The 23,192-nt window shown below is 36.7% G+C and carries 23 protein-coding genes, 1 tRNA gene and 2 pseudogenes; 9 read left to right on the forward strand and 17 right to left on the reverse strand.

Annotated elements, in window-relative coordinates; genetic code table 11:
- Positions 1 to 55: 55 nt before the first annotated feature.
- From Bandiella_RS04135 to Bandiella_RS04150, 4 genes are all read right to left on the reverse strand, one after another.
- Positions 56 to 829, reverse strand: a complete 774-nt coding sequence (locus Bandiella_RS04135; RefSeq protein WP_323732506.1) for an ABC transporter permease — start codon at positions 827 to 829, stop codon at positions 56 to 58.
- 3 nt (positions 830 to 832) lie between these two features.
- A complete protein-coding gene (locus Bandiella_RS04140; protein ID WP_323732507.1) occupies positions 833 to 1,726 on the reverse strand; it encodes an ABC transporter ATP-binding protein in 894 nt (297 codons plus the stop codon).
- Positions 1,727 to 1,961: 235 nt separating this feature from the next.
- Entirely contained in the window at positions 1,962 to 3,941 is a 1,980-nt protein-coding gene (gene ligA / locus Bandiella_RS04145) for an NAD-dependent DNA ligase LigA (RefSeq protein ID WP_323732508.1), read from the reverse strand.
- Between the two features lie 113 nt (positions 3,942 to 4,054).
- Positions 4,055 to 5,794: an ABC transporter ATP-binding protein gene (locus Bandiella_RS04150; protein ID WP_323732509.1), complete on the reverse strand. Its 1,740-nt coding sequence runs from the start codon at positions 5,792 to 5,794 to the stop codon at positions 4,055 to 4,057.
- Positions 5,795 to 5,991: 197 nt separating this feature from the next.
- On the opposite strand from Bandiella_RS04150, the gene Bandiella_RS04155 reads away from it, so the two are divergent.
- The 5 genes from Bandiella_RS04155 to miaB all read left to right on the forward strand — a co-directional run bounded on the left by Bandiella_RS04155 (position 5,992) and on the right by miaB (position 10,396).
- Positions 5,992 to 7,461 (forward strand): Do family serine endopeptidase, encoded by a 1,470-nt coding sequence (locus Bandiella_RS04155; protein ID WP_323732510.1) that lies wholly within the window; start codon positions 5,992 to 5,994, stop codon positions 7,459 to 7,461.
- A gap of 214 nt (positions 7,462 to 7,675) precedes the next feature.
- Positions 7,676 to 8,101 carry an IS1/IS1595 family N-terminal zinc-binding domain-containing protein gene (locus Bandiella_RS04160; RefSeq protein WP_323732511.1) on the forward strand — a complete coding sequence of 142 codons (426 nt, stop codon included), beginning with the start codon at positions 7,676 to 7,678 and terminating at the stop codon, positions 8,099 to 8,101.
- Positions 8,050 to 8,394, forward strand: a complete 345-nt coding sequence (locus Bandiella_RS07540) for an IS1 family transposase (protein ID WP_407651278.1) — start codon at positions 8,050 to 8,052, stop codon at positions 8,392 to 8,394. Before Bandiella_RS04160 ends, Bandiella_RS07540 begins: the two co-directional genes overlap by 52 nt.
- 90 nt (positions 8,395 to 8,484) lie before the next feature.
- A complete protein-coding gene (hslV, locus tag Bandiella_RS04165) occupies positions 8,485 to 9,042 on the forward strand; it encodes an ATP-dependent protease subunit HslV (protein ID WP_323732512.1) in 558 nt (185 codons plus the stop codon).
- Positions 9,043 to 9,079: 37 nt separating this feature from the next.
- Positions 9,080 to 10,396 carry a tRNA (N6-isopentenyl adenosine(37)-C2)-methylthiotransferase MiaB gene (gene miaB, locus Bandiella_RS04170; RefSeq protein ID WP_323732513.1) on the forward strand — a complete coding sequence of 439 codons (1,317 nt, stop codon included), beginning with the start codon at positions 9,080 to 9,082 and terminating at the stop codon, positions 10,394 to 10,396.
- 408 nt (positions 10,397 to 10,804) lie between these two features.
- Here miaB and Bandiella_RS04175 read toward each other — a convergent pair whose 3' ends face one another.
- The 5 genes and pseudogenes from Bandiella_RS04175 to Bandiella_RS04195 form a co-directional block, all read right to left on the reverse strand.
- Complete coding sequence (locus Bandiella_RS04175) at positions 10,805 to 11,155, reverse strand: transposase (protein ID WP_323732514.1); 351 nt, start codon at positions 11,153 to 11,155, stop codon at positions 10,805 to 10,807.
- A gap of 20 nt (positions 11,156 to 11,175) precedes the next feature.
- The gene (locus Bandiella_RS04180; protein WP_323732477.1) at positions 11,176 to 11,787 is read right to left on the reverse strand and encodes a transposase; all 612 of its coding nucleotides are present in this window, start codon (positions 11,785 to 11,787) and stop codon (positions 11,176 to 11,178) included.
- The gene (locus tag Bandiella_RS04185) at positions 11,772 to 12,161 is read right to left on the reverse strand and encodes an IS1 family transposase (RefSeq protein ID WP_323733404.1); all 390 of its coding nucleotides are present in this window, start codon (positions 12,159 to 12,161) and stop codon (positions 11,772 to 11,774) included. Before Bandiella_RS04185 ends, Bandiella_RS04180 begins: the two co-directional genes overlap by 16 nt.
- Entirely contained in the window at positions 12,124 to 12,516 is a 393-nt protein-coding gene (locus Bandiella_RS04190; RefSeq protein ID WP_323732428.1) for a transposase-like zinc-binding domain-containing protein, read from the reverse strand. Before Bandiella_RS04190 ends, Bandiella_RS04185 begins: the two co-directional genes overlap by 38 nt.
- An 18-nt stretch (positions 12,517 to 12,534) precedes the next feature.
- Positions 12,535 to 12,753 (reverse strand): annotated as a pseudogene (locus Bandiella_RS04195) (DDE-type integrase/transposase/recombinase); the annotation flags it as partial.
- A gap of 169 nt (positions 12,754 to 12,922) precedes the next feature.
- On the opposite strand from Bandiella_RS04195, the gene Bandiella_RS04200 reads away from it, so the two are divergent.
- The 4 genes from Bandiella_RS04200 (at position 12,923) to infB (ending at position 17,470) form a co-directional block, all read left to right on the forward strand.
- Positions 12,923 to 13,686, forward strand: a protein-coding gene (locus tag Bandiella_RS04200; protein WP_323732404.1) for an IS5 family transposase whose coding sequence is annotated in 2 segments (ribosomal slippage) — positions 12,923 to 13,295 and positions 13,295 to 13,686 — 765 coding nt in all. Because the reading frame shifts where the segments join, the coding sequence is not laid out codon by codon here.
- Positions 13,683 to 14,402 (forward strand): hypothetical protein, encoded by a 720-nt coding sequence (locus Bandiella_RS04205; RefSeq protein WP_323732515.1) that lies wholly within the window; start codon positions 13,683 to 13,685, stop codon positions 14,400 to 14,402. The genes Bandiella_RS04200 and Bandiella_RS04205 overlap by 4 nt, the downstream gene beginning before the upstream one ends.
- A 7-nt stretch (positions 14,403 to 14,409) precedes the next feature.
- Entirely contained in the window at positions 14,410 to 14,631 is a 222-nt protein-coding gene (locus Bandiella_RS04210) for a hypothetical protein (protein WP_323732516.1), read from the forward strand.
- 268 nt (positions 14,632 to 14,899) lie between these two features.
- A complete protein-coding gene (infB, locus tag Bandiella_RS04215; RefSeq protein ID WP_323732517.1) occupies positions 14,900 to 17,470 on the forward strand; it encodes a translation initiation factor IF-2 in 2,571 nt (856 codons plus the stop codon).
- A 55-nt stretch (positions 17,471 to 17,525) separates the two neighbouring features.
- Here infB and ubiE read toward each other — a convergent pair whose 3' ends face one another.
- The 8 genes and pseudogenes from ubiE to trmD form a co-directional block, all read right to left on the reverse strand.
- A complete protein-coding gene (ubiE, locus tag Bandiella_RS04220) occupies positions 17,526 to 18,266 on the reverse strand; it encodes a bifunctional demethylmenaquinone methyltransferase/2-methoxy-6-polyprenyl-1,4-benzoquinol methylase UbiE (protein WP_323732518.1) in 741 nt (246 codons plus the stop codon).
- A 22-nt stretch (positions 18,267 to 18,288) separates the two neighbouring features.
- Positions 18,289 to 18,364, reverse strand: a tRNA-Trp gene (locus Bandiella_RS04225).
- A 124-nt stretch (positions 18,365 to 18,488) separates the two neighbouring features.
- Positions 18,489 to 19,144, reverse strand: a pseudogene (locus Bandiella_RS04230) (IS5 family transposase); the annotation flags it as partial.
- A gap of 185 nt (positions 19,145 to 19,329) precedes the next feature.
- Complete coding sequence (locus Bandiella_RS04235; protein WP_323733405.1) at positions 19,330 to 19,914, reverse strand: IS6 family transposase; 585 nt, start codon at positions 19,912 to 19,914, stop codon at positions 19,330 to 19,332.
- A gap of 379 nt (positions 19,915 to 20,293) precedes the next feature.
- A complete protein-coding gene (locus Bandiella_RS04240; protein ID WP_323732519.1) occupies positions 20,294 to 20,635 on the reverse strand; it encodes a HesB/IscA family protein in 342 nt (113 codons plus the stop codon).
- 2 nt (positions 20,636 to 20,637) lie between these two features.
- Positions 20,638 to 22,026, reverse strand: a complete 1,389-nt coding sequence (locus Bandiella_RS04245) for a UDP-N-acetylmuramoyl-tripeptide--D-alanyl-D-alanine ligase (RefSeq protein WP_323732520.1) — start codon at positions 22,024 to 22,026, stop codon at positions 20,638 to 20,640.
- 44 nt (positions 22,027 to 22,070) lie between these two features.
- Positions 22,071 to 22,454 (reverse strand): 50S ribosomal protein L19, encoded by a 384-nt coding sequence (rplS, locus tag Bandiella_RS04250; protein ID WP_323732521.1) that lies wholly within the window; start codon positions 22,452 to 22,454, stop codon positions 22,071 to 22,073.
- Positions 22,441 to 23,163: a tRNA (guanosine(37)-N1)-methyltransferase TrmD gene (trmD, locus tag Bandiella_RS04255; RefSeq protein ID WP_323732522.1), complete on the reverse strand. Its 723-nt coding sequence runs from the start codon at positions 23,161 to 23,163 to the stop codon at positions 22,441 to 22,443. The genes rplS and trmD overlap by 14 nt, the downstream gene beginning before the upstream one ends.
- Positions 23,164 to 23,192: the final 29 nt, after the last annotated feature.

Below are 23,192 nucleotides of genomic sequence, written 5' to 3' on the forward strand. Positions count from 1 at the left end.
CAAAATTTTATAGACGACAGACAGCTTTAAAAAGCGTCTTTGAAAGTTGCTGCCGTCATTTTTGCAATTTTTTCACAAAAATAAAATTCGTTATAGTGAAGAGAATTATGTTGCCAATCACCAGACTTCCAAATGATAGAAAATGAAATTCCCCAATCCCTATTAAATTATACCTGAAGATATCAACAAAATGATAGATAGGATTGAACATAACGATTTTCTTCCAAAAATCAGGTAACGCGTTGACCGAGAAAAACACTCCCCCAAGATACACCATAGGCGTTAAAATAAAAGCTGGAACCCATGAAACATCATCAAAATTTCTTGCAAAAATCGCATTAACAATCCCAACAAGTGAAAAAAACATCGATATGAGGAATGCTATAAATAGTGCTATCAACGATGCATGAATATCAATCGGCTCAAAAAAATATGCGGTTGCAAGAACCATTACTCCATTGATAAGTCCGCGAAACACACCTCCCAAAGTAAATCCCAATATTATCATCCACGTTGGAATTGGCGCTATTAATAGTTCCTCTATATTTTTTTGGAATTTAGCACCAAAAAGGGAGAAGGATGTGTTGCCATACGAATTGTTAATTACAGCCATAACCACTAAACCCGGTACTAAATAATGTACATAGCTTACGCTCACACCAGATATTACCATTTCCCTGTCATCAAATAATATCTTCCCAAATATCAAAAAATATAGACTTGTAGTGATCATTGGTGGGATAAGTGTTTGCGGCCACATGCGCAGCATGCGTTTTATCTCTTTGCTAACTATTGTTTTTAGAGCTATAAATTTTTCCTTAATCTGCATGACCTAATTCACTATATTTAAAAATAATTCCTCTAGCCTATTACTCTGCGGCTGAATATTTTCAATTTCACCGCCTTGTGCGATAATATAAGCTATAACTTTGTTCAAGCTAGTCGTTTTATCTATTTTGACCTCAAACTTAGTGTTTGACAGTGGAGTTATATTGCAATCCATAAGTGGGATTCCCTGCTTTAGTTCGACAAGGTATTTTTTCTCTGGGTACGTATGAAAAATATTACTGAGGGAATCATTAACTATAATTTCACCCTTATTGATAATCGCTAAGCTGTCGCATAGCTTTTCAGCTTCCTCAAAATAATGGGTTGTTAAGATTATAGTTTTACCTTCTGCATTTAGGTTTTTTAGAATTGCCCAAATTTTCTGCCTCACTTCAATATCAACTCCAGCTGTTGGCTCGTCGAAGAATATGATCTGCGGGTCATGCATCAAGGCCCTTGCTATCATAAGCCTACGTTTCATCCCACCCGACAAAGCAACAGTGGTTTGCCCTCTTTTGTCCCATAAATCCAAACTTTTTAGATGCTTTTCTGCAATCTTTAATGCAGACTTTCTACCTATCCCAAAATATCCGGCTTGCGTTACTAAAACCTGTATAACACTCTCAAAAATTGCCAGATTGAACTCTTGTGGGACTATACCTACACACGCCCTGACAAATTCGTTATCACGTTCTAAATCTCTGCCCATAACCAGAATTTCTCCTGATGTTTTTTTAGTCAATGAAGATAATATCTCAACAAAAGTTGTCTTACCAGCACCGTTTTTTCCAAGTAATGCTAAAAATTGGCCTTTTTCCACATTCAAGCATATATTCTTTAGGGCCTGCCCACCATTCTGGTAAGTTTTTGATACCCCCTGCACACTTATAGCAAACACCTTTTTTTACCAATCCCTTTATTCAACATGGCTAAACTATACACTAAAATATATTTTTTGCATAAGTTTAAAATCAAGAGTTGGCAAATTTATAGGCGACAGAGAACTTGGAAAAGAGCGATGAATACAAGTGATGAGCATGAGGAGCGTACTATTTATACGTGATAAAATGCGAAGTCTGAAGTATTTTGAGGCCAATTTTTCAAGTTATCAGAGCATACCTCTGATGCTATAATCACCGACGAGACACAACTTCTTCAAATTCATCCTCTGTCATGGTTTTTACACCTAAACCTTGTGCTTTTTGCAACTTTGACCCTGGGTTCGCCCCAACAACTACTATATCTGTGTTTTTTGAAATTGAGGAAGTGACTTTAGCCCCAAATTTTTTAGCAATATCTTGCGCATCATCTCTGCTATATTTACTGAGTGTTCCTGTAAAAACCATAACCTTGCCATAAAGTTCTGATTCTATTGTAGCCTGAGTTTTGGTATGCCTTATGTTAACATACTGCAAAAGATTTTTCACCAATTGCTGGTTGTAACTATCTTGAGAAAATTCATGTAGGCTTCTAGCGATCACAGGGCCAATGCCGTCAATAGTTTCTAGCGTCTCTACACTATTGCATACCATAAGATTGCCTATTTCTTTAAAGTAATCAGCAATAATCTCGGCTGTAACAACACCAACATGCCTAATACCTAATGCGTAGATAAACCTGTGAAGCTCTATGTTCTTGGCCTTTTCAATTGCCTCCATTAAATTTTCAGCAGACTGTTCACCCCAACCATCCAGTTTCTCTAATACGTGACTTTGCAGACGGAATATGTCGCAGGGCGATTCCACCAACAACTCGGCATGAAACTGCGTTATAGACTGTCTGGACAAACCAACAATGTCAAAGGCTTCTTTTGAAACAAAATGGCATATTCTCTCTATTACTTGCGCCTCACATCTTATACCCCCGGTACACCTTTTGACAACGTCACCATCAATGCCTTCTATCAAGCTACCACAAACTGGACAATTTTGTGGAAAATTAAATTCACGAACATTATTTTTCCTCTGCTCTGCGTGCACTTGTACCACCTGTGGGATGACATCCCCAGACCTTTTGATTGACACAACGTCACCAATTCTTATGTCTTTCCTCAAAATTTCATCCTCATTATGAAGTGACGCTCTTGTGACCAATACCCCACCTAAATTTACCGGTTTTAACTTTGCAACTGGAGTGATGGCCCCAGTCCTACCTACCTGTACAAATATGTCCTCCACTTCTGTTTGAGCGTGCTCAGCAGGGAATTTATGTGCAAGTGCCCATCTAGGGGCACGGCTTATACTTCCCATTGCTTCTTGTAATTTTATGCTATTCACCTTGTAAACAAGGCCATCTATATCATAATTAAGTTCCGCTCTTTTCTTATACATCACCTCATAATACTCCATTATCTCTTCCTGTTGGCTGCAAATCTGCGTGTTGACGTTAACGAGGAATCCAAGTGATTTAAATCTGGACATCATCTCGCTTTGCGTGCCTATGCCTGAGATTCTTCCACCCCAAACAAAGTAACTCAGCCTTCTTTCTTTAGTAACATTTGGATCAAGTTGTCTTAAAGAACCAGAAGCAGCATTCCTAGGGTTGGCGAAAAGCGCCTTATTTTGCGCAGCACACATGCCATTTAAAACAAGGAAGTCTTGTTTACCCATGTAAACCTCTCCACGCACTTCAAATTCCTCTCTAGTAGGAACATTCAGAGGAAAGTCTGGCAGTGTTAGAATATTTTTTGTGATATCTTCTCCCACCTCGCCATCACCGCGAGTTGCGGCAACTTTTAATTCCCCATCCTTGTAACGCGCCGCAAAAGAGAGACCGTCTATTTTTGGTTCACAATAAAGTTCTACATTTTCAGTAGTTAATCTTCTGACCCTTAATAAAAAATCAGCAACTTCATCCGCTGTAAACGCGTTGCTAAGAGATAGCATAGGATATGTATGTTTTATTTTTCTAAAGCCTTTAGCTACCCCCCCACCCACAGTTTGAACTGAACTTAACTGTGGGTACAGCTCTTCAAGTTTCTGTAGTTCCTGCTTTAATTCATCATACTGTTGATCTGTGATAACAGGAGCGCTTTTTATATAATACAACTCATCATGCTTTTTAATTTCGTTCTTTAGCTTTTGCACCTTATTTTGTATTTCTAATATATCCACAACGACACTACGATATTTTTCTTATTTTTATAGAATAATCTATGTACAATATCAACAATAAACACCCTCGTCTAGCGTTGTAAATCCCATACTTTGCTCGTGGTTAGATCGGGTCACAGAATATTACCAAGGCTGATTAGGTTAAAATAAGGGCCATGGTTTGCGATTAGCTCCTGATGAGAACCTTCCTCAACCAAGCCCCCATCGCTAATCACAAATATCCTATCCGCATTTATTACAGTTGATAGCCTATGGGCAACAGTGATTGTAACCCTATTCTTAGATACTATACTTATCGCCTCTTTCACAATTGCTTCATTCTCATAGTCCAGCGAAGAAGTTGCTTCATCTAATAATAAAATCTCCGAGTTCTTTAGGATTGCTCTTGCAAGCGCTATCCTCTGTTTTTGCCCACCAGAGAGCATTATCCCCTTTTGACCCACAAAACTGTTGTATCTATGTGGAAGTTTAGAAGCAAATTCATCAACAGCAGCAATCTTAGCTGCATTTATAACCTCATCATAATTTGCTTGCGGGTTACCAAATAATATATTGTCATAAATTGTGCCGGAGAATATGGTGGGGTCTTGCGGAATATATGCAAACTTTCCTCTCAGGCTTTTTATATTTGCATTTTTTAAAGCAATATTATTGAACAATATTTCACCGTTATCTACATCATAAAACCTCATCAACAGCTGAAGAATAGTCGACTTACCGGCACCGGATTTGCCAACTATTGCTATTTTCTCATTTGCTTTTATGGTGAAACTCAAATTCTTCAGAACAAATATATCCTTCTTTGAAGGATAAGAAAAACTAACATTTCTGAACTCTATATCTTTAAAGCGTGTATTGTGCAAATCCAATGCGTTAGGAAGCTCTTTGATATCGGGTTTCAACTCAAGAAATGCAGCTGCTCTTTCACATGCCACTGCTGATTTAATTATCTCCCCAGATATCTCTGCAAGCCCACCTATAGAACCTGCACAAACCACAGCCAAAAAAACAAACGATGATAGCTCACCAGGTGACATTTGACCATTTACGACGTCATATCCCCCGTACCATAAAATTAACCCAACACCACAAAAAATCAAAAAAATAACTGCGAAAGTTAACAATGCCCTTGCCCTTGCTAGCCTCAGAGAAGTTGTTAAACCTGATTGTATACTTGCCTGGCACTTGTCTATCTCGCTCCTCTCACTGCAGTATGACTGAATTGTTTTTATTGAATGAATCGATTCTTCGCATACTGAGGTGAGCAAACCCTGTTGGATTTGGCTTTCTTTAGATAATTTCTTTATTTTTCTGCCGAATATAATTATAGGGATTACTATAATCGGCGTAAGCACAACTATGAACAATGTAAGCTTTGAACTCATTGAAACAAGCATAACACCAGCTCCTAAAAACATTACAAGGTTTCTAAGGGCCACCGACATATTACTTCCTATCAAATTTTGAATAATAAGCGTATCATTCTGGATTTGAGATAGAATATCTCCAGTCTTATTGACTTCAAAGTAAGCAGGGGATAACCACATAGAGTGAGCAAACATATCTTTCTTGATATTTGAAGCAACGTTTTCGCCAATTGATGCCGTAAAATAATATCTTGCTGCAGTACCAATGGCTAAGAGTAAAATCAAAGCATTTTGAAAAATAAAAAACTTTAAAAATTCTGGGTTTAATGAATTGGAAAAAAAATTATCGATAACGTAACTTAGGTATCTGCTAAAAACTAATATGGATGATGAAGTGACCGCTAAAGAAATCAGCATTATCAATACTTTTATTTTTTGTTTCTGCAGATATGGTTTTAAAAACTTTAAACTTGAAATTGATTGCATATTATCCTATTTAACTTCTATACTTACGAGTATATTATAAGCCACTGTGTATACTGATAGTATTTCGAAGATTGTTTGAAAATTAAAAACCAGAGACTGGGGTGCAATTACCTCCACGAAAAGCCAAAATTTCAAAAGCAATTCTTGAAAGACAATGAGTATACAAAGGAAGCTACCATTATTTTTAGTATATATTTATGTATATTTCACTACTTTTTTATAAATTCAGAAAAATATCTCTTCTGTGTTTTGGCCTGATGACACTTTTTTTTAACTCCCAGGTGTTTGCAGAACAGAACAATAGCAACTCTATAGCAGACGTAATTGAAAAGTTAACCCCCGCAGTTGTTAATATCTCAACAACACAACTAATAGAGGGGAAAAATAATGATAACATCCCGCAAGACTTGCCAGAAGAATTTTATAAGTTCTTTGAAGAGTTTAACAACAACAGGGAAGGATTTGATAACAAGCCAACAAAAGTGTTGTCTTTGGGATCAGGCTTTTTTATCGACGATAAAGGCCACATAGTAACTAATAATCATGTAATTGACAACGCAGAAGAAATTAACATAACCATCGGTGACAATGATGGAAAAGTATACAAAGCAAAAGTGATAGGCAAAGATAAAAAAACTGATTTAGCCTTATTAAAGATAGAGGTAAAAGAGAAACTCCCTTTTGTCCGTTTCGGAGATTCTGATAGGATAAGAGTCGGAGATTCTGTGATAGCAATAGGAAATGCATTTGGATTTGGCGGGACCGTAACTTCAGGTATTGTATCTGCCAAAGGTCGGCATTTAGACGGCATATTTTATGAAGAGTTCATTCAAACTGATGCTTCTATCAATAGAGGCAACTCAGGCGGTCCCATGTTTAACATGAATGGCGAAGTTATCGGCGTGAACACAGCTATAGTTTCCCCTAGTGGTGGAAATGTTGGTATTGGATTCGCCATACCTTCAAATACGGCAAAATCCATTATCAATCAGCTTATAAAAGGGGGAAAGATTCAACGTGGTTGGTTAGGCATACAATTTCTACCAATTAATCAAAAAATTGCCAAAGCATTTGGATTGGGAGATGACGTACGAGGAGCAATAGTTGTTGATGTACTAAAAGGAAGCCCAGCAGAAAAGGCTGGGATTAAGATGAGTGACATAATAGTTAAATTCAACGGCATCGCATTAGACAAAGCTAACAAGTTTCCAAAAGTTGTTGCAAGCGCTCCTGTGAATAAAAAGATTCCATTAGACGTAATCAGAAAAGGAAATATTGTGACTTTATATGTGAGCCTGGAGTTTCAAAAAAATGATGATCAAATAGTTAGCAAGAGAGCCGAAACAACGGTAGGCACTACTTCATATGGGATTAGCGTTGCAAATTTAACAAGCGAAATCAGAAAACATTATAATATTGATGAAAGTATAAAAGCAGGCGTCGTTATCACAAAACTTGACAAAAACTCAAATGCTTTTAAAAATGGGGCAAAAGAAGGTGATGTCATCATAACAATCAACCAAGATGAAGTGAATTCTGCCAAACAGTTTAAAACATTACTTACAAATATAAAATTAAGATCACCTAAAGGAGAGGCTGTGGCTATATTGTTTATTTCCAGAAAAAACAACAATTCTATTATGCCCATCCCTATAGAGTTGGATTAAATGACTATTTTGTAGATCACTAAAACCATCTTAAAGACAATAAGAAAAAAGTAAATCGCAAGCCTATAGGACACATACGGCTACCTTGAAAATTGGCGTTGTCATCTTCGTGCTCTTAGTGGTACGCCTAAGCAAGGGGAGTGTTTTAAAAAGGATAGGAAAGAAGAAAAGAATGTGATATAAGGAGAGGGAAGGAAAAAAAAGAAAGGGAAAAATGGAGAAAATAGAATGTAAATATTGCAAAGGGAAAGAGGTATCAAAAAATGGATATGCAAGGAAAAAGCAGAGATACAAATGTAAGAGTTGTAATAAAAACTTTACAGAAGGAGATGGTAGGAAGAATTGGAAATATGGTAATAAAGAGAGGAGCATGGTGATAAAGATGTATCTAAATAACTGCGGAATTAGGAGGATAGCTCACATATTAAATATCCCGTTAAGTACAGTATTTTATTGGATCAAACAAGCAGGGAAAGTAGTAGATGAGATGGTGACGAATCAAAAGATAGAGGGAGATAAGAGGCGTATAGAGATATTAGAGATGGATGAGCTATATACATACGTCAAAAAAAAGAGAATAAAACAAGAATATGGACTGCTGTCGATAGGGACAGATTCAAAACTGTTGCGTTTAAAGTAGGTTCAGGTGATAAAGAAAATTACGTAGATTTAGCTCGTGAGCTAGGAGAAAAATACCAAATTCGTTATATGTGTACAGATGGGTATGAGGTCTATTGTCATTATAAAATTGCTCAAATACATCTGCAGACAAAGTCTGAAACTTGTTTGGTTGAGAGCTTCAATTCCTCCTTAAGGGATATGCTTGCTAGATTAAATCGCAAGACTAAACGCTTTAGCGAGTGTTCTGAAATGCTAAGATTATCCCTTGTTTTATTTTTTAACAAAGCTTTAGCTCTTTCTATCTATTTATGAACACTCCCTAAGCAAGACCAAAATACTTATTTACAAATTGATCTTGAAAAACTATCCTACGACAAATAGTTTTTTAACCATATACAGCTAATGTATTACAAAAACAAAGAGCAAGATTGGCATGCCACAACCATATTATGCATAAGAAATGAAAAAGAGGTTGTGATTATTGGAGACGGACAAGTCAGCCTGGGTAGCACTGTGATAAAAAACACTGCCAATAAAATCAGAACGCTGGCAAAAGATAGTATTATAGCTGGATTCGCTGGCGCTACTGCAGACGCATTCACATTATTCAACAGGCTTGAAGAGAAGCTTGAAAAGCACTCTTATAACCTAATGAGGGCATCGGTAGAATTAGCGAAGGATTGGAGACTTGATAAATACTTAAGAAGACTAGAGGCAATGTTGATTGTGGCAGACAAAGATATTACACTAATTTTAACTGGCAATGGTGATGTCCTAGAACCAGAAGACGGCCTGGCAGCAATTGGGTCAGGTGGTAACTATGCTCTGTCAGCTGCCAAAGCTTTGGTGGATGTGAAGGATATGAAGTTAGAAGACATAGCCAAAAAGGCTATGAAAATCGCTGCTGATATCTGCATATACACCAACCATAATACCGTTATGAAAAAAATTACCAGATAATAAATTCGCTGATATAAACGCTAAAATAGACACGTTAATGAGTAGTAAAAATTTATATATTAAAACGCATGGCTGCCAAATGAATGTGTATGATTCATTGAAGATGGAAGCTTTGTTAAAACCCCACGGATTTAAAGTCACTCAAGAAGAGAAAGAGGCTGATCTAATCATTCTAAATACATGCCATATTAGAGAAAAAGCATCCGAAAAAGTATATTCTGAATTAGGCAAGATAACTAATAACCAATCGGGTAAGAAGCCAACTGTTATCGTAGCAGGCTGCGTTGCACAGGCAGAAGGAGAAAATATATTCAAACGCGCTAAGAACGTGGACATAGTTGTGGGGCCGCAGTCATACCATAATCTCCCCAAGCTCTTGGAAAAAGTGAAGCGCCAAGAAAAATGGGTAATAGATTTAGATTTTGATGAAGAAAACAAATTTGATAACGTAGATGTACCAGATTCTCCAAAGCATTCTTCCTTTCTGACTATTCAAGAGGGGTGTGATAAATTCTGTCATTTTTGTTGTGTACCCTACACTAGGGGCAAGGAATATTCACGAAAAATTGCAGAAATTTATAGAGAGGCTTTGGGGTTGGTATCAAATGGAGCCAAAGAGATCACATTGCTTGGGCAAAATGTAAATGCTTTCCACGGGGAAGATGAGAACGGCAATCCACGCAGTTTAGGGTGGTTGATTAAAAAACTAGCGAATATTGATGGATTAAAGCGTATAAGATATACAACTTCTCATCCGAAAGACATGGTGGATGAAGAACTATTCGAAGTGCACGGTGGTGAAACAAAAGTTATGCCATTTTTACATCTGCCGGTCCAATCTGGCTCTGACAAAATTTTAAAAAGCATGAATAGAAAGCACACAAAAGACTTGTACTTTAATATCATTGATAAATTTAGAAAATATAGACCAGACATAGCATTCTCTTCAGATTTCATTGTTGGATACCCAGGTGAAACAGATGCAGATTTTGAAGATACATTGGAATTGGTAAGGCATGTGAAGTATGCTCAATGCTACTCATTTAAATACAGCCCAAGACCAGGAACACCAGCTTCCATAATAACAGATCAAGTGCCAGAAGAAGTTAAGACAGAACGTTTAGCTGTATTACAGCACCTGTTGAGAGAACAACAATTAGAGTTCAATCAACAGTTCGTGGGGCTTGACTTAGAAGTGTTATTTGACAAACCAGGAAAGTATACTGGTCAGATCATAGGTAAATCGCAATATTTTCAATCTGTTGTAGTGAAAGGTGGGGAAGAGATTATTGGTAATATAAGCAAAGTTAGGGTGTTACAAGCAGGTGCCAGTAGCGTTGTTGGCGTTATTTAGCCCTTAAAAGTCTCTCCATCTAAATGATCTGAGTTTTAAACAATGGTTGTAAAGAAATAGGTTTGAACAAAGTCAATATAAAAAATTGTCAATGTCATAAAAGTTGCAGGCAGTGGAAATAACTGTATAATGACTATATATGGTAATATAAAAAGAGCTAAAGAATGCTCCAAGGCATGGGTATACGAAAGATTGCAAGAGTGTTGTCATCTCTATTTTTTTTACTCGTTGGGAGCGTTGAAAGATAAAATAAGGATAAATGTGATGGTTTGATTTAAGGAAGTTTGGACCATGGTCTAAAAAAATTAACAAAAAACTGGTTTCCCCAAGAATTCAAAAGATTTCTTTGAGGTGGGATATGGTAATTTTTAGCTTTTTATTGATTCTGCGAAGCGTGATTTTATGAGCTTAGGCAGTAAGAACCGTTAAACGTTTTAAATTAAAGCAGATAGCATTCATAAATTCAGCAAACTGATTTTTGGCAATTCCTATGTATCGCAATCGTTTATTATCTTGAGAAAACACCCTCTCAAACGGAGCCCTTATGGAAGTATAGTATCGATCAAGGTCAAAATTCTTTTGCTTCATATTGTTTTTCTTGATGGCGCAAAAATGAATACCTCTGCTTTTAGCTGCATTCTTTGCTGGTGCAACACAATACCCTTTGTCAGCATAAACTGCTCCACTATTTGGTAAAACATGCGCAACTCCCTTTGCATCGGTAACATTAGCAGGCGTTATAGCAACCTTGTTGATCATTCCGGATTGAATATCTACGCTTACATGTTTTTCTTATAGCCATACCAAAATTTACTACCACCCTTGCACCCTATTTTGGCTTGTTTATCATGTGCGACTTTAGGCAAGACTTCGTTGTTAAGTTTTTCATATTTTTGTTTTCTGGCTTCATCCCGCTCTTCCCATAAATTAGCTTTGGAGATCAAGTGACTTGCATCAACAAAAGTAAATACCTCGCTCATATATCCTTGAGATTTTAGTTGATCTCTAAAAATGGCAAAGATTTTTGATAACAAATTTGTTCCTATCTTTGAGCGGATTCTACTAAAAACGCTATAATCAGGTGTGGCTTCGGTTAAATCAAAATCACAAAACCACTTGGCTGCAACACTGTCACTCAAATATCTTTCTAGTTCACGATCTGACAAATCTTCCATAAACTGTAACAACAAGCATTTAAATAAACGTAAAACACCATATCCCTTATAATTAGCAGGAGATTCAATTCCCTTCAGCTCTTGCTCTACTGCCCCAAAATTAAACAGCTCCTTAAATTTGCGATATTGATGCTCACTACCAACCAATTGATCCAAACATACCATTATTATTTGATGCGCTGATGACATTTTTCTCTTCTTTATTCTGTAATCCACTCCACTATACCTTTCTTTATTCCATCTTGCAACACTCCCTCAAAATGTAGCCAGAGCTTAATCGTAAGATCGACAACTTCTTCAGATTTTGAAACTACCTTTGTTTTTCTGGTCATTCTTGCAATTCTGTGCCTTGTGTTTGAGTTATTGGACTCAATTGAGAGTGTATGTTGTTTGCCAACAACATGTTGATGGCGAGGTATAACCTCTGAATAAACAGACCAATCGTCTGTGTAATAAGTGCAATTATCTCTACTTATGATTTTCCACAATTTTCTAAAGGTTGTAACGTTACGCTTACCAACCACCCAGGCAACAACTCTCTTGAGCTCCCTACTATAGGCTTTCCATATCCATAATTTGTTTTTTTGAATCTACAAAATGCCACATCTCATCTATTTCAACTTCTCTCAATTCTTCCGGCACTGTTGGTCTTGGTATCTTTTTAGCATACAGTATTATCCACTTATATACGCTAGTATGAGCTACTTTAAATAATTTCCCTAGCCATCTAAAGCTACTTTTCCCCATGCTGTACAATAACACTGCCAGAGCCTTCATCTCTGGCGAACAGCCTCTTAATTTAGTGTTTGTAAAATTACATCCACACTCTTTGCATTTATACCTTTGCATACCCCTAATATTACCATTCTTAACGTATTTACTGCTACTGCATTTTTTACACTCTGTATTCATATTTCTATTTTCTTTGTTGCTCGCTATATTCATTTTAGCATCTTATCTATCTTATGGTAACACTCCCAAAAATTTATCAAAGTCAGAATTATAATTGTCATTGTCAGCAAGTTGTCCTTTTTTAATCATGTGCAAGAGCTCTATTCCTGCAATAGTCCTGGCGGCACTTCTAAAGGATTTGAAACCAAGCATCGGTCTAGTTCGTTTCTTTACAAATCTGTGATCGCCTTCTATCCTATTGTTTAGATATTTGTTATGCCTAATTTCTATTTGGGGTTCTGTCGCATCTGTTGAAACACATAAGAATTTTTGATATTCTGAAAGAAATAGTTGCTGGTAATAATGTTTAAAGTAGACCCAAAATTAATGAAGTATTTTAGATAGTGTCGTCATGAGATTTGTGGTATAATATGAAAGAAAAGATAAATCAGGAGTAAAAATGGATTTAGGGCTACATAGGCATGATATAACAGATAATATGTGGGATTTGATAAAGGATCATTTACCAGGAAGGGAAGGTACGTGGGGAGGTTTGGCACATAATAACAGAAGATTCATTAACGCAGTATTTTGGATATTAAGAACAGGTTCTCCCTGGAGAGATTTGCCTTCAGAATATGGAGGATGGAAAAATACACATAAAAGATTTTGCAGATGGAGAGACAAAAGGATATGGGAGGCTTTATTGGAGATATTTGTGAAAGAACCTGATATGGAATGGTTAATGATAGACGCAAGTCATAGTAAAGTGCATCCACATGCTTCAGGTGCAAAAGGCGGCAATCAAGATATGAGTCGTACAAAAGGGGGCTCAATACAAAGATTCACCTTGCCTTGGATTCACATGGTATGCCACTCAAAGTTATTATCACAAAAGGCTCAGAAGCTGATTGCAAGCAGGCTGTTAATCTTATTGAAGAGATGAAAGCTGAGTACTTACTAGCCGACAGAGGGTACGATGTTAATTACATAATTGACCATGCCCAAGAATTGGGCATGAGAGTTGTTATTCCTCCTAAAAAGAACAGAATCACCCAGAGAAAATACAATAAAGATTTATATAAAATAAGGCATATTGTAGAAAACACCTTTCTTCATCTTAAAAGATGGAGGGGAATTGCAACCAGATATGCTAAAAATTCAGCTTCTTTCCTTGCCGCAATTCAGATTAGATGTTTATCTCTTTGGCTTAAAATCTCATGACGACATTATCTAAGACTCTAAAAATTAAATCTCCTGTAAAAAAACGTTACACAAACGAAACTTCTGGAATTGAAGTTGAATACCAACATTCTCCACAACTGTTAATTCATTACGATATTATTGAGGATATAAACTACCACAGTCTTAAGTGTTTTGATGCCTCCAAGTTGCTTAGCACATCTTTTAAGGTCATCACTCCTTTTAATGTCGCGAAAATATATGTAAAAAATGAAGACGGTGGGTATTTTGAGATTGCTAAAGTCGAGATTCTGAAATCTGAAAACCAGTTGAATATTTTGAACACGACAGACCGTACGTTTAAAGTTGAATTAGATGCCAAAGTCATATTTAACCTGGCAGAAGCATTGAAGTATTCTGCTGTTTTATCAAATGAGGAAAAAAGAATCTTTGAAGAGGATTTTAAGCAACTGGGACAACACAAACTATATTTAACGATGCACTTTGCGTACAATGTTGATAAATACGACAACAGATCAGAAATATCCAGATTTTTTAATGCTCAAACTTTGAACTTTGCAATAAAATATGGAAACAACATGTTTGGGTGGACAGTAGATGGCGTAAGAGTGAGCGCAAACAATGCGAATCATCAAGTGGTTCTTACAAATTACACTCAATTGCTGGATTATATAAAAAAGGTATCTATATTGCATTCTAAAGATCCATCTGTCTTATTTTTTTTTGAAAGACAATAAGGAACTCATGTCACAGGTTGGGATGGCAAAAGATTCTTACCTAAAAATTCTAAAGGAGATTGCCAATACGCAGGACGACTCTAAAATTGCGATAAATATCGATGTGGATTTGAAAAATATAGAAAATCATAGCAGGCATAAAATAGGCAAAGTCAGATTCTCTGATTTAAAAAACAAACTTAAACAGAGAACAATGCCTAGTGGTTTAGCTAATCAAAACGGACGTTGAGAGTATACTCCGATAACTTGCAAAATTGGCGTCGTCATACTTCGGATTTCGCATTTCATCACGTACTTTTGTACGCTCCTCATGCTCATCACTCGTATTCCTAGCTCTTTTCCAAGTTCTCTGTCGTCTGTAAATTTACCACCCCTTGATTTACTAGAGGTATATAATAACTCCAATTTTTGAAATTAGCGTAGTATATTGGGTTGCTTTTGCATGATTTAGGGTATACAATCCGACGATAATTTTGCTTTTAACTACTGATATTTTAATGACCGAAGACAAAACAAGCTCCAAGCAACAGCAAAAGAAAACGCTCGGGTTAAGCGGCAAGCCACTGGGCCTTAAATTGCCCGCAGCCAAATTGGCTCCAGGAGAATTTGCTATAACAAAACAACAAAGAGGGAAAGGAGCTGGTACCGTTGTGGTTGTAACCAAAAGTAAATCAGCGAAAGATGGTGTCCCTTATGGCATGGAAGATGATAAGTTGACCTCTCAAGAAAAAGAAAATAGATTAAATGCCCTAAGACAAGCAGAAAAAACATGGGCATTGTCATCAGGTGATAAGAAAAACGAGCCAGAAGAAACGAAAACAGAAGCTGTAGAATCAGCTGATATCAAGGAAACCTCTTCAGAAGAAAATATTGTTGAACTTGCGAAACAAGAGGTTAAAACTCCTGATGAAGGTAATTCTGGATTGGATGTTAAAAATATAGAAAGCTTCCGGTCCAATGTTGACATTAGTAGCAATAAGTTGGTTGATCTTAACTATATCGACAGAAAAAAATCTGTTGGGTCCACGGCAAGCGTAGAGAAATCTGAAGAAAAAGGGGCAGACGCCAAAAAAACAACTGAGTTTAAAAGAAAGGGGGAGAAAGCAAATATTGTTATTGATGACACAGAAGAAGAGAAAAGAGGAGTTAAGAAGAAAAAAGGTGTGGATGCAAAGGACTTAAAAAAGTTTTCCCTAAGTCAGGTCTTTAGGCTGGAGCAAAATGAGGATGCAGTAGAAACAAGGGTTACAACAATTAGAAGAAATCCAAGGAATAAACACAAAGATAGTGGATCAACAAAACAGGAAAAAGTTTTTAGAGAAGTAAAGATACCAGAAGAAATTTCTGTTCAGGAACTTGCAAATAGGATGACAGAAAAGGTGGGGCTTGTAATTAAAACCTTGATGAAACTTGGCGTCGTCGCTACCATCAACCAAAGTATAGATGCGGATACTGCTGAACTGGTTGTGCAAGAGCTTGGGCATAAGCCGATTAGAGCGACAGATGTAGAGATGGAAAAAATTCTTTTTCATCAGGAAGAAGACTCAGAATCTTCATTAGAGCCAAGGGCTCCAGTTGTTACAATAATGGGGCATGTGGATCATGGAAAAACATCGCTGCTTGACGCTTTGCGCTCAACTGACGTTGCAGCTGGAGAGCATGGCGGCATCACACAACATATTGGAGCATATAAAGTTTCCCTAGGGCAAGGGCAATCCATCACTTTTTTAGATACCCCTGGACACGAAGCGTTCACCGCTATGAGAATGCGTGGGGCCAAAGTTACGGATATAGTCATCATAGTCGTTGCTGCTGATGATGGAATAAAAGAACAAACGATAGAAGCGATAAATCACGCAAAAGCAGCTCAAGTCCCTATAATTGTAGCTATCAACAAAATAGACAAACCAGGGGCTAATATAGAAAAAGTGAAAACTTCCTTATTTAATTACGAGTTGGTACCGGAAGATATGGGGGGAGACACCATGGTGGTACTCGTTTCTGCAAAAGAGAAAAAGGGGCTTGATGTGTTGGAAGAATCCATATTGATTCAAGCTGAGATGCTGGAACTAAAAGCAAATTATAACCGAAGAGCAGAGGGTGTGGTTATAGAGTCGAAGGTTGACAAAACCAAAGGTGCTTTGGCTACGTTGCTAGTGCAAAAGGGGACACTAAAAATTGGAGACATAGTAGTAATAAAAGACAAATATTGCAAAATAAGAGCGTTGATAGATGATAAAGGGCAAAGAGTTCCAGAGTCAATACCTTCCACTCCTGTTGAAGTTCTGGGGTTAGACCAAGCACCTGACGCTGGAGAAAAGTTTGTAGTTGTGGAGAATGAAAAAATAGCAAAAAAAATCGTTGAGTTTGAGGAATATAAAGAGGGCAAAAACATTAGTAAGAACGAAAACAAACTATCGTTTGAAACTTTGTTAAAAAATCAAGCAAATACCAATCTTAAGACTTTAAACATCACATTAAAAGCAGATGTTCATGGGTCATTAGAAGCAATCAAAAACAGCTTACAAAAGCTTTCAAATGAAGAAGTTGAAATCAAGATCGTTCATTCGTCTGTTGGTAGTATAATAGAATCGGACATGTCTCTTGCGAAGGTTACTAATTCAGTTGTTTTAGGGTTTAACGTTAGAGCTGACAGCAAAACAAAAAAAGCAGCCAATGATCTTGGTATAGAAATCAGGTATTATTCCGTGATATACGACCTAATTGATGAAGTGGAAGGGTTGATTAATGGACTAATATCCCCTGTACATAAGGAAAAAATCATAGGGTATGCTGAGATCAGACAAGTATTCAACATTACCAAATTTGGTAAAGTCGCTGGTTGTATGGTGACAGAAGGGACCATCAAAAGAAAAGCCTTTGCCAGATTGTTAAGGGATAACATTGTTGTATATGATGGTAAGTTGTCCGCTCTAAAAAGATTTAAAGATGACGCAAAAGAAGTTAAAGCAGGTTTTGAATGTGGTATGTCGTTTGAAAAATTTAATGACATTAAAGTCAATGACATATTTGAGGTTTACGAGACAGTAGAGGAGCCAAGAGCATGAGGTGCGTATATATACTCCGATAACTGCAAAAATTGGGAATAAACAATTAAACTGGCTATACTTTATAACCAGTATGTATAGCAACAACACCAAAAGACAATCTTCTGAAATTCACTGAATAATAACCGACATCTCGCATCATTTTAGCAAGTTCTTCTGGATGGTAAAATTGTCTAATACTTTCAACCAAGTAACGATACGAACTTTCTGAATGGGTTACTAATTTACCTATTTTAGGTATAAACTTAAATGAATAAGCATCATAAATACGCGACACAAAGCTGTTCTCTACTTTTGAAAATTCCAAACACAAAAATTTACCACCCGGCTTTAAAACTCTAAACGACTCTTCCAGAACATTATTAACGTGAGTCACATTTCTTATTCCAAAAGAGATGGTGCAATAATCGAAACTTTCATCTGCAAAGGGTAGTTCTTCAGCGTTTGCATGAACCCACTTTATGTCACGCGTATATCTTTTATTAAATTTATTGCCTATGTTGAATTTGCCATTCTTTAACATATTCTGGTTCAAATCACATACAGTTACGTTTTTTCCACCCATGTCTATGAATCTTCTAGCTATGTCACCAGTTCCACCTGCTAAATCAATAAGTTCTTTCCCATCAAAACTACCCACTTCTTTAATAAATGAATCTTTCCAGATTCTATGCAGGCCAAAGCTCATCAAGTCATTCATAATATCATATCTTTCAGCAACATTGCTAAAGACTTCTTGCACCTTTGGTTCTTTTTCCTCTTCCTTGACTTTTTGAAATCCGAAGTTTGTTTTCATTCTGACTAAAGCTATGGGCATTTGGCAGGAGTGAGAGGTTTCGAACCCCCAACCTCTGGTTTTGGAGACCAGCGCTCTACCAGTTGAGCTACACTCCTATCGCGTTGTACTGTCAAAGGTATAGCAAGTAAATTACATAAAATCAATAAACTGTTAACTATTCTACTCATTTAACTGGACAAAATGCTCCAATATAATTTATCATTACCTTAGATAATGTCGTCATGAGATTTTAAGCCAAAGAGATAAACATCTAATCTGAATTGCGGCAAGAAAAGAAGCTGAATTTTTAGCATATCTGGTTGCAATTCCCCTCCATCTTTTAAGATGAAGAAAGGTGTTTTCTACAATATGCCTTATTTTGTATAAATCTTTATCGTATTTTCTCTGGGTGATTCTGTTCTTTTTAGGAGGAATAACAACGCTCATGCCCAATTCTTGGGCATGGTCAATTATGTAATTAGCATCGTACCCTCTGTCGGCTAGTAAGTACTCAGCTTTCATCTCTTCAATAAGATTAACAGCCTGCTTGCAATCAGCTTCTGAGCCTTTTGTGATAATAACTTTGAGTGGCATACCATGTGAATCCAAGGCAAGGTGAATCTTTGTATTGAGCCCCCTTTTGTACGACTCATATCTTGATTGCCGCCTTTTGCACCTGAAGCATGTGGATGCACTTTACTATGACTTGCGTCTATCATTAATCATTCCATATCAGGTTCTTTCACAAATATCTCCAATAAAGCCTCCCATATCCTTTTGTCTCTCCATCTGCAAAATCTTTTATGTGTATTTTTCCATCCTCCATATTCTGAAGGCAAATCTCTCCAGGGAGAACCTGTTCTTAATATCCAAAATACTGCGTTAATGAATCTTCTGGGCACCGTCAAGTTAAAAAAGTTGAGGTGCAAAAGGTGTTGAGAGAAGAGGGAAAAAATAGTAAATTGGAGCAAAATAAAAAATAATAGAAAAACAATGGAAGAAAGAGCGAGCAGATACAGATATCCAATGGGCACCGTCAAGTTAATGGAGGTAAGGGCGTGACAGAGCATCTTTTTGAAAATTATGCAGCAGCTATGGATTGAGCGGCGTGATCCCAAATAGATTTAGCTTCGAAAAACATTTCTTTTTGCTTGCTAGAACTGTTAATATACCTGCCCACATCTACTGAAAATATGTTCCTTATTTTTCCCATCAAAGAAAGAGTTTGCTGTACCCCAGAAGGAGATTTGAATTTTATTAGGCATTTCTCTTTCCTGCGTGTTGGTTGGTGTGCATTTTCAACCCTATTATTTAATCCTTTATGGCGCCTATGCTCTGTTTTAGGGCACATTTCTTTTATAGGTTTGGTATAGCTTTTTAATTTATCTGTCACGATTACTCTGGGTACTGGATTTGATTGTAATAATCTTGATAAAAACCTTATCGCAGACTTTTTATTACGTCTGGTCTGTAGGAAGACATCTATCTCATATCCATCTTCATCTACAGCTCTCCACAAAATAAAATATTTACCGTTAATTTTAATGCTCATCTCATCCAAATGCCATTTATCCTTTACTTTCCTCTGCTTCTTCTTGATTATATCTAAAAACCTTTTTCCAAATTTAATACACCATGCTCTTATCGTTTCATGGCTTACTTCTATACCCCTTTATAACAACTCTTCTGCTACGTCTCTATAACTCAAATTAAATCTGTGGTACAACCAAACTGCATGTCCTATTATCACCATTGGATATCTGTATCTGCTCGCTCTTTCTTCCATTGTTTTTCTATTATTTTTTATTTTGCTCCAATTTACTATTTTTTCCCTCTTCTCTCAACACCTTTTGCACCTCAACTTTTTTAACTTGACGGTGCCTTTCCGTGCTTTTTCATTTCGTTACGTACTTATTTATACGCTCCTCATGCTCACGCTAAATTCCTTATAAATTCTTAAACTACTTTGGATATATATACTTAGACTACATTATTAGATTTACTTGCGCAATCCTTGATTGTAAATTTAAGTTTTATAATTGATATTATAAATATACAGATTCCCCACATCCGCATTTACCCTTCTCATTGGGGTTAATGAAAATAAAGCCAGATTTCACCTGTTCATCCACATAGTCAAGTGTGGTTCCAAAAATTTTCAACACAGTAGCGGGTGAGACAAAAACTCTCACCCCCTTGTCTGATATTTCTTCATCTAACGCCGCTTTTTCGTAAACATATTCAAACTTATATTTACTGCCAGAGCATCCGCCAGTTTCAATACTCACCCTTATTCCTATTGCACCATTTTTATCTTTTTCAATCAAGTGTTTGATGTGCGAAGCAGCAGACTGGGTAATTGAAATAATGCTTTTTTCAACTTTCATGCCTAGCCCTGTGAAAACATTTGTTTTATTTTGTCCACTATTAACATCATATTAGTACTATGAGAACCTTTGACTAGTATTATATCACGATCTTGTATATGGTTGCAAACAATGGAAGCAATGCCCTCCGCATTTGATGCGAATCCCTGTTTGTTTTTCGCGTTATCATACAAATGTTTCATCAAATCTCCTGCACAGAAGATTAAGTCAACTCCGTCAAGATTAATATTTCTATGAAATTCTATGGATTTTTCACCCAGTTCCTTCATGTCGCCAAGGATTGCAATAACACGATTATTTTCGCCTTTGCGTAAAACTGCATTTTGGATTGCAGCTTTAAGTGCAGCAGGACTTGAATTATAAGACTCGTCTATCAACGTAATATTATTGGATAAATTCCAAATTTGACCTCTGCCTGTAAAAGGCACAAATGTCGCAAGCGATTTCTGCGCTTTTTTTAAATCCACACCCAATAAAATAAGAGAAGCAAGTACTGCTAAAGAGTTATATATAAGGTGACTGCCCACAGCTTTATCAAATTCCTGTTGAATATGTTCCCCCATGCATTTTATATTTACCAGCACATTTCCGTTTTGCAATTTCTCAGTTCTTTCTATATAACAATCGGACTTTAACCCCTCTTCACCAAATGTTATCGTTTTTAACCCATACTTAGATGCTTGCTGATTTAAAATGTAATATGACTCGTTATTTGCATTTATTATGCCAATTCCAGAAGTCTTAACATGCTCAAATATTTCCGCTTTAGCGTATGCAATCTCATTTATTGAGCTAAAAAACTGCATATGCGCAGGTTGTACATTGACTATTATTGCAACATCAGGTCGAGCGATACTACTTAGATTCCTTATTTCTCCAGAGTGGTTCATTCCCATCTCTAGAATGCAGAAATCACTATCAACCGGAGCTTGTATGAGTGACAGTGGGAGTCCGTAATGATTGTTTAAATTCTGTGGAGAGGCATAAACCTTGCCACATTCAGATAATGCCAATTTCAACATTTCTTTTGTACTGGTCTTTCCAAGACTACCGGTAACGCCGATGACCTTACCTGTCAAAGAATTTCTGCGATAAATTGCCATCTTGTTTATGGCATCCGCCACATTATCCACTAAAATAACTTTATGGGCGTCTTTCTCTTTTATGTCGAATACTTCCTCATCCACTATGCATAAGCTAGCCCCTTTATTCAAAGCTTCATTTGCAAACCTGTTACCATTAAAGTTTTCCCCCTTAAGGGCAAAGAACATATCACCTTGCTTAATATTTCTGGTATCTTTTGAGGCGCCAGTGATATCAGCCAATGTCTGGCTAATCTCCTGTCCCAAAGCCTGTACAAGCTCCTCTTGCCTCCACAAAATCTTCTTCATTGGCTAAAAAAGCATTTTAAAGGGCGTTGACAATTTTTTATAGTTTAGGCTTTGCTAGGCTTGTTGCTTAAGTCTCTTTTTTCTTTAATCCTAGCAGCTTTACCAACTAGTTCCCTCATATAGTATAACTTCGCTCTTTTAACTTTACCTCTGCGAATTACTTCTATTTTTGTCACTAATGGTGAATAAAGAGGGAACGTTTTTTCAAAGCACATTCCTCCACTAATTTTTTTCACTTTAAAGGTAGAGCCTAACCTACTCTTGCTTCGTCCAAGACAAACTCCCTCAAAAAGCTGAATACGCTCGTTGCCTTCGTCTATAATTTTATTGTGGACAATTATTGTATCACCTGGTCTAAAGTCAGGTATATGCTTATCCTTGGTCAATACAGCAATTTGCTTTTCAATATATTGCTCAGCTAGGTTCATTTTTTACTCCTTTTAAGTATTTATTCCATAAATCAGGCCTAATATCTCTGGTTTTTTCTTCGGCCTTATTTATTCTCCACTCTTTTATTTTATTATGATTTCCTGAAGTCAACACTTCTGGAACTTTATTAGATCTCCACACAACAGGCTTTGTGTAATGCGGATATTCTAAAAGGCTTTCATAACAACCATCTCCAAAGCTTTCTTCTTTTAGCGAATTCTCGTTGCCTAAAACTCCAGGCAACAACCTTAAACAACAATCTATAAAGGCAAAAGAAGCTATGTCACCAGAAGATAAAACATAGTCTCCTACGCTTACCTCCATTACCTTATACTCGTTTATCACCCTTTCGTCAACACCTTCAAAACGTCCACATAAAATATTTATACCTTCTGCAGATTGAATAAAAAATTTTGCCATTTTTTGGTTAAACAACTTGCCTCTAGGTGAAAGATAAACTATTGGGAAGCTGTTGGGTAAAAAAAACTTCTCTATTGCTTCACCCAATACGTCAGCTCTTAACACCATCCCTCCTCCACCTCCATAAGGAGGTGAATCCACAGTTTTATGTTTGTTTGAGGCAAAGTCTCTAATGTTTTTGGTGCTAATATCCCATAATCCAACTTCCAATGCTTTGCCTGGGATGGAACACTTGAGGGGACCGGGGTATATTTCTGGGAATAATGTCAGTATATTTACATGCCACATTTTAGATTATACTTTCAATCATTAATTTA

It is taken from the genome of Candidatus Bandiella woodruffii (assembly GCF_034359465.1).
Taxonomy (GTDB): Bacteria; Pseudomonadota; Alphaproteobacteria; order Rickettsiales; family Midichloriaceae; genus NDG2.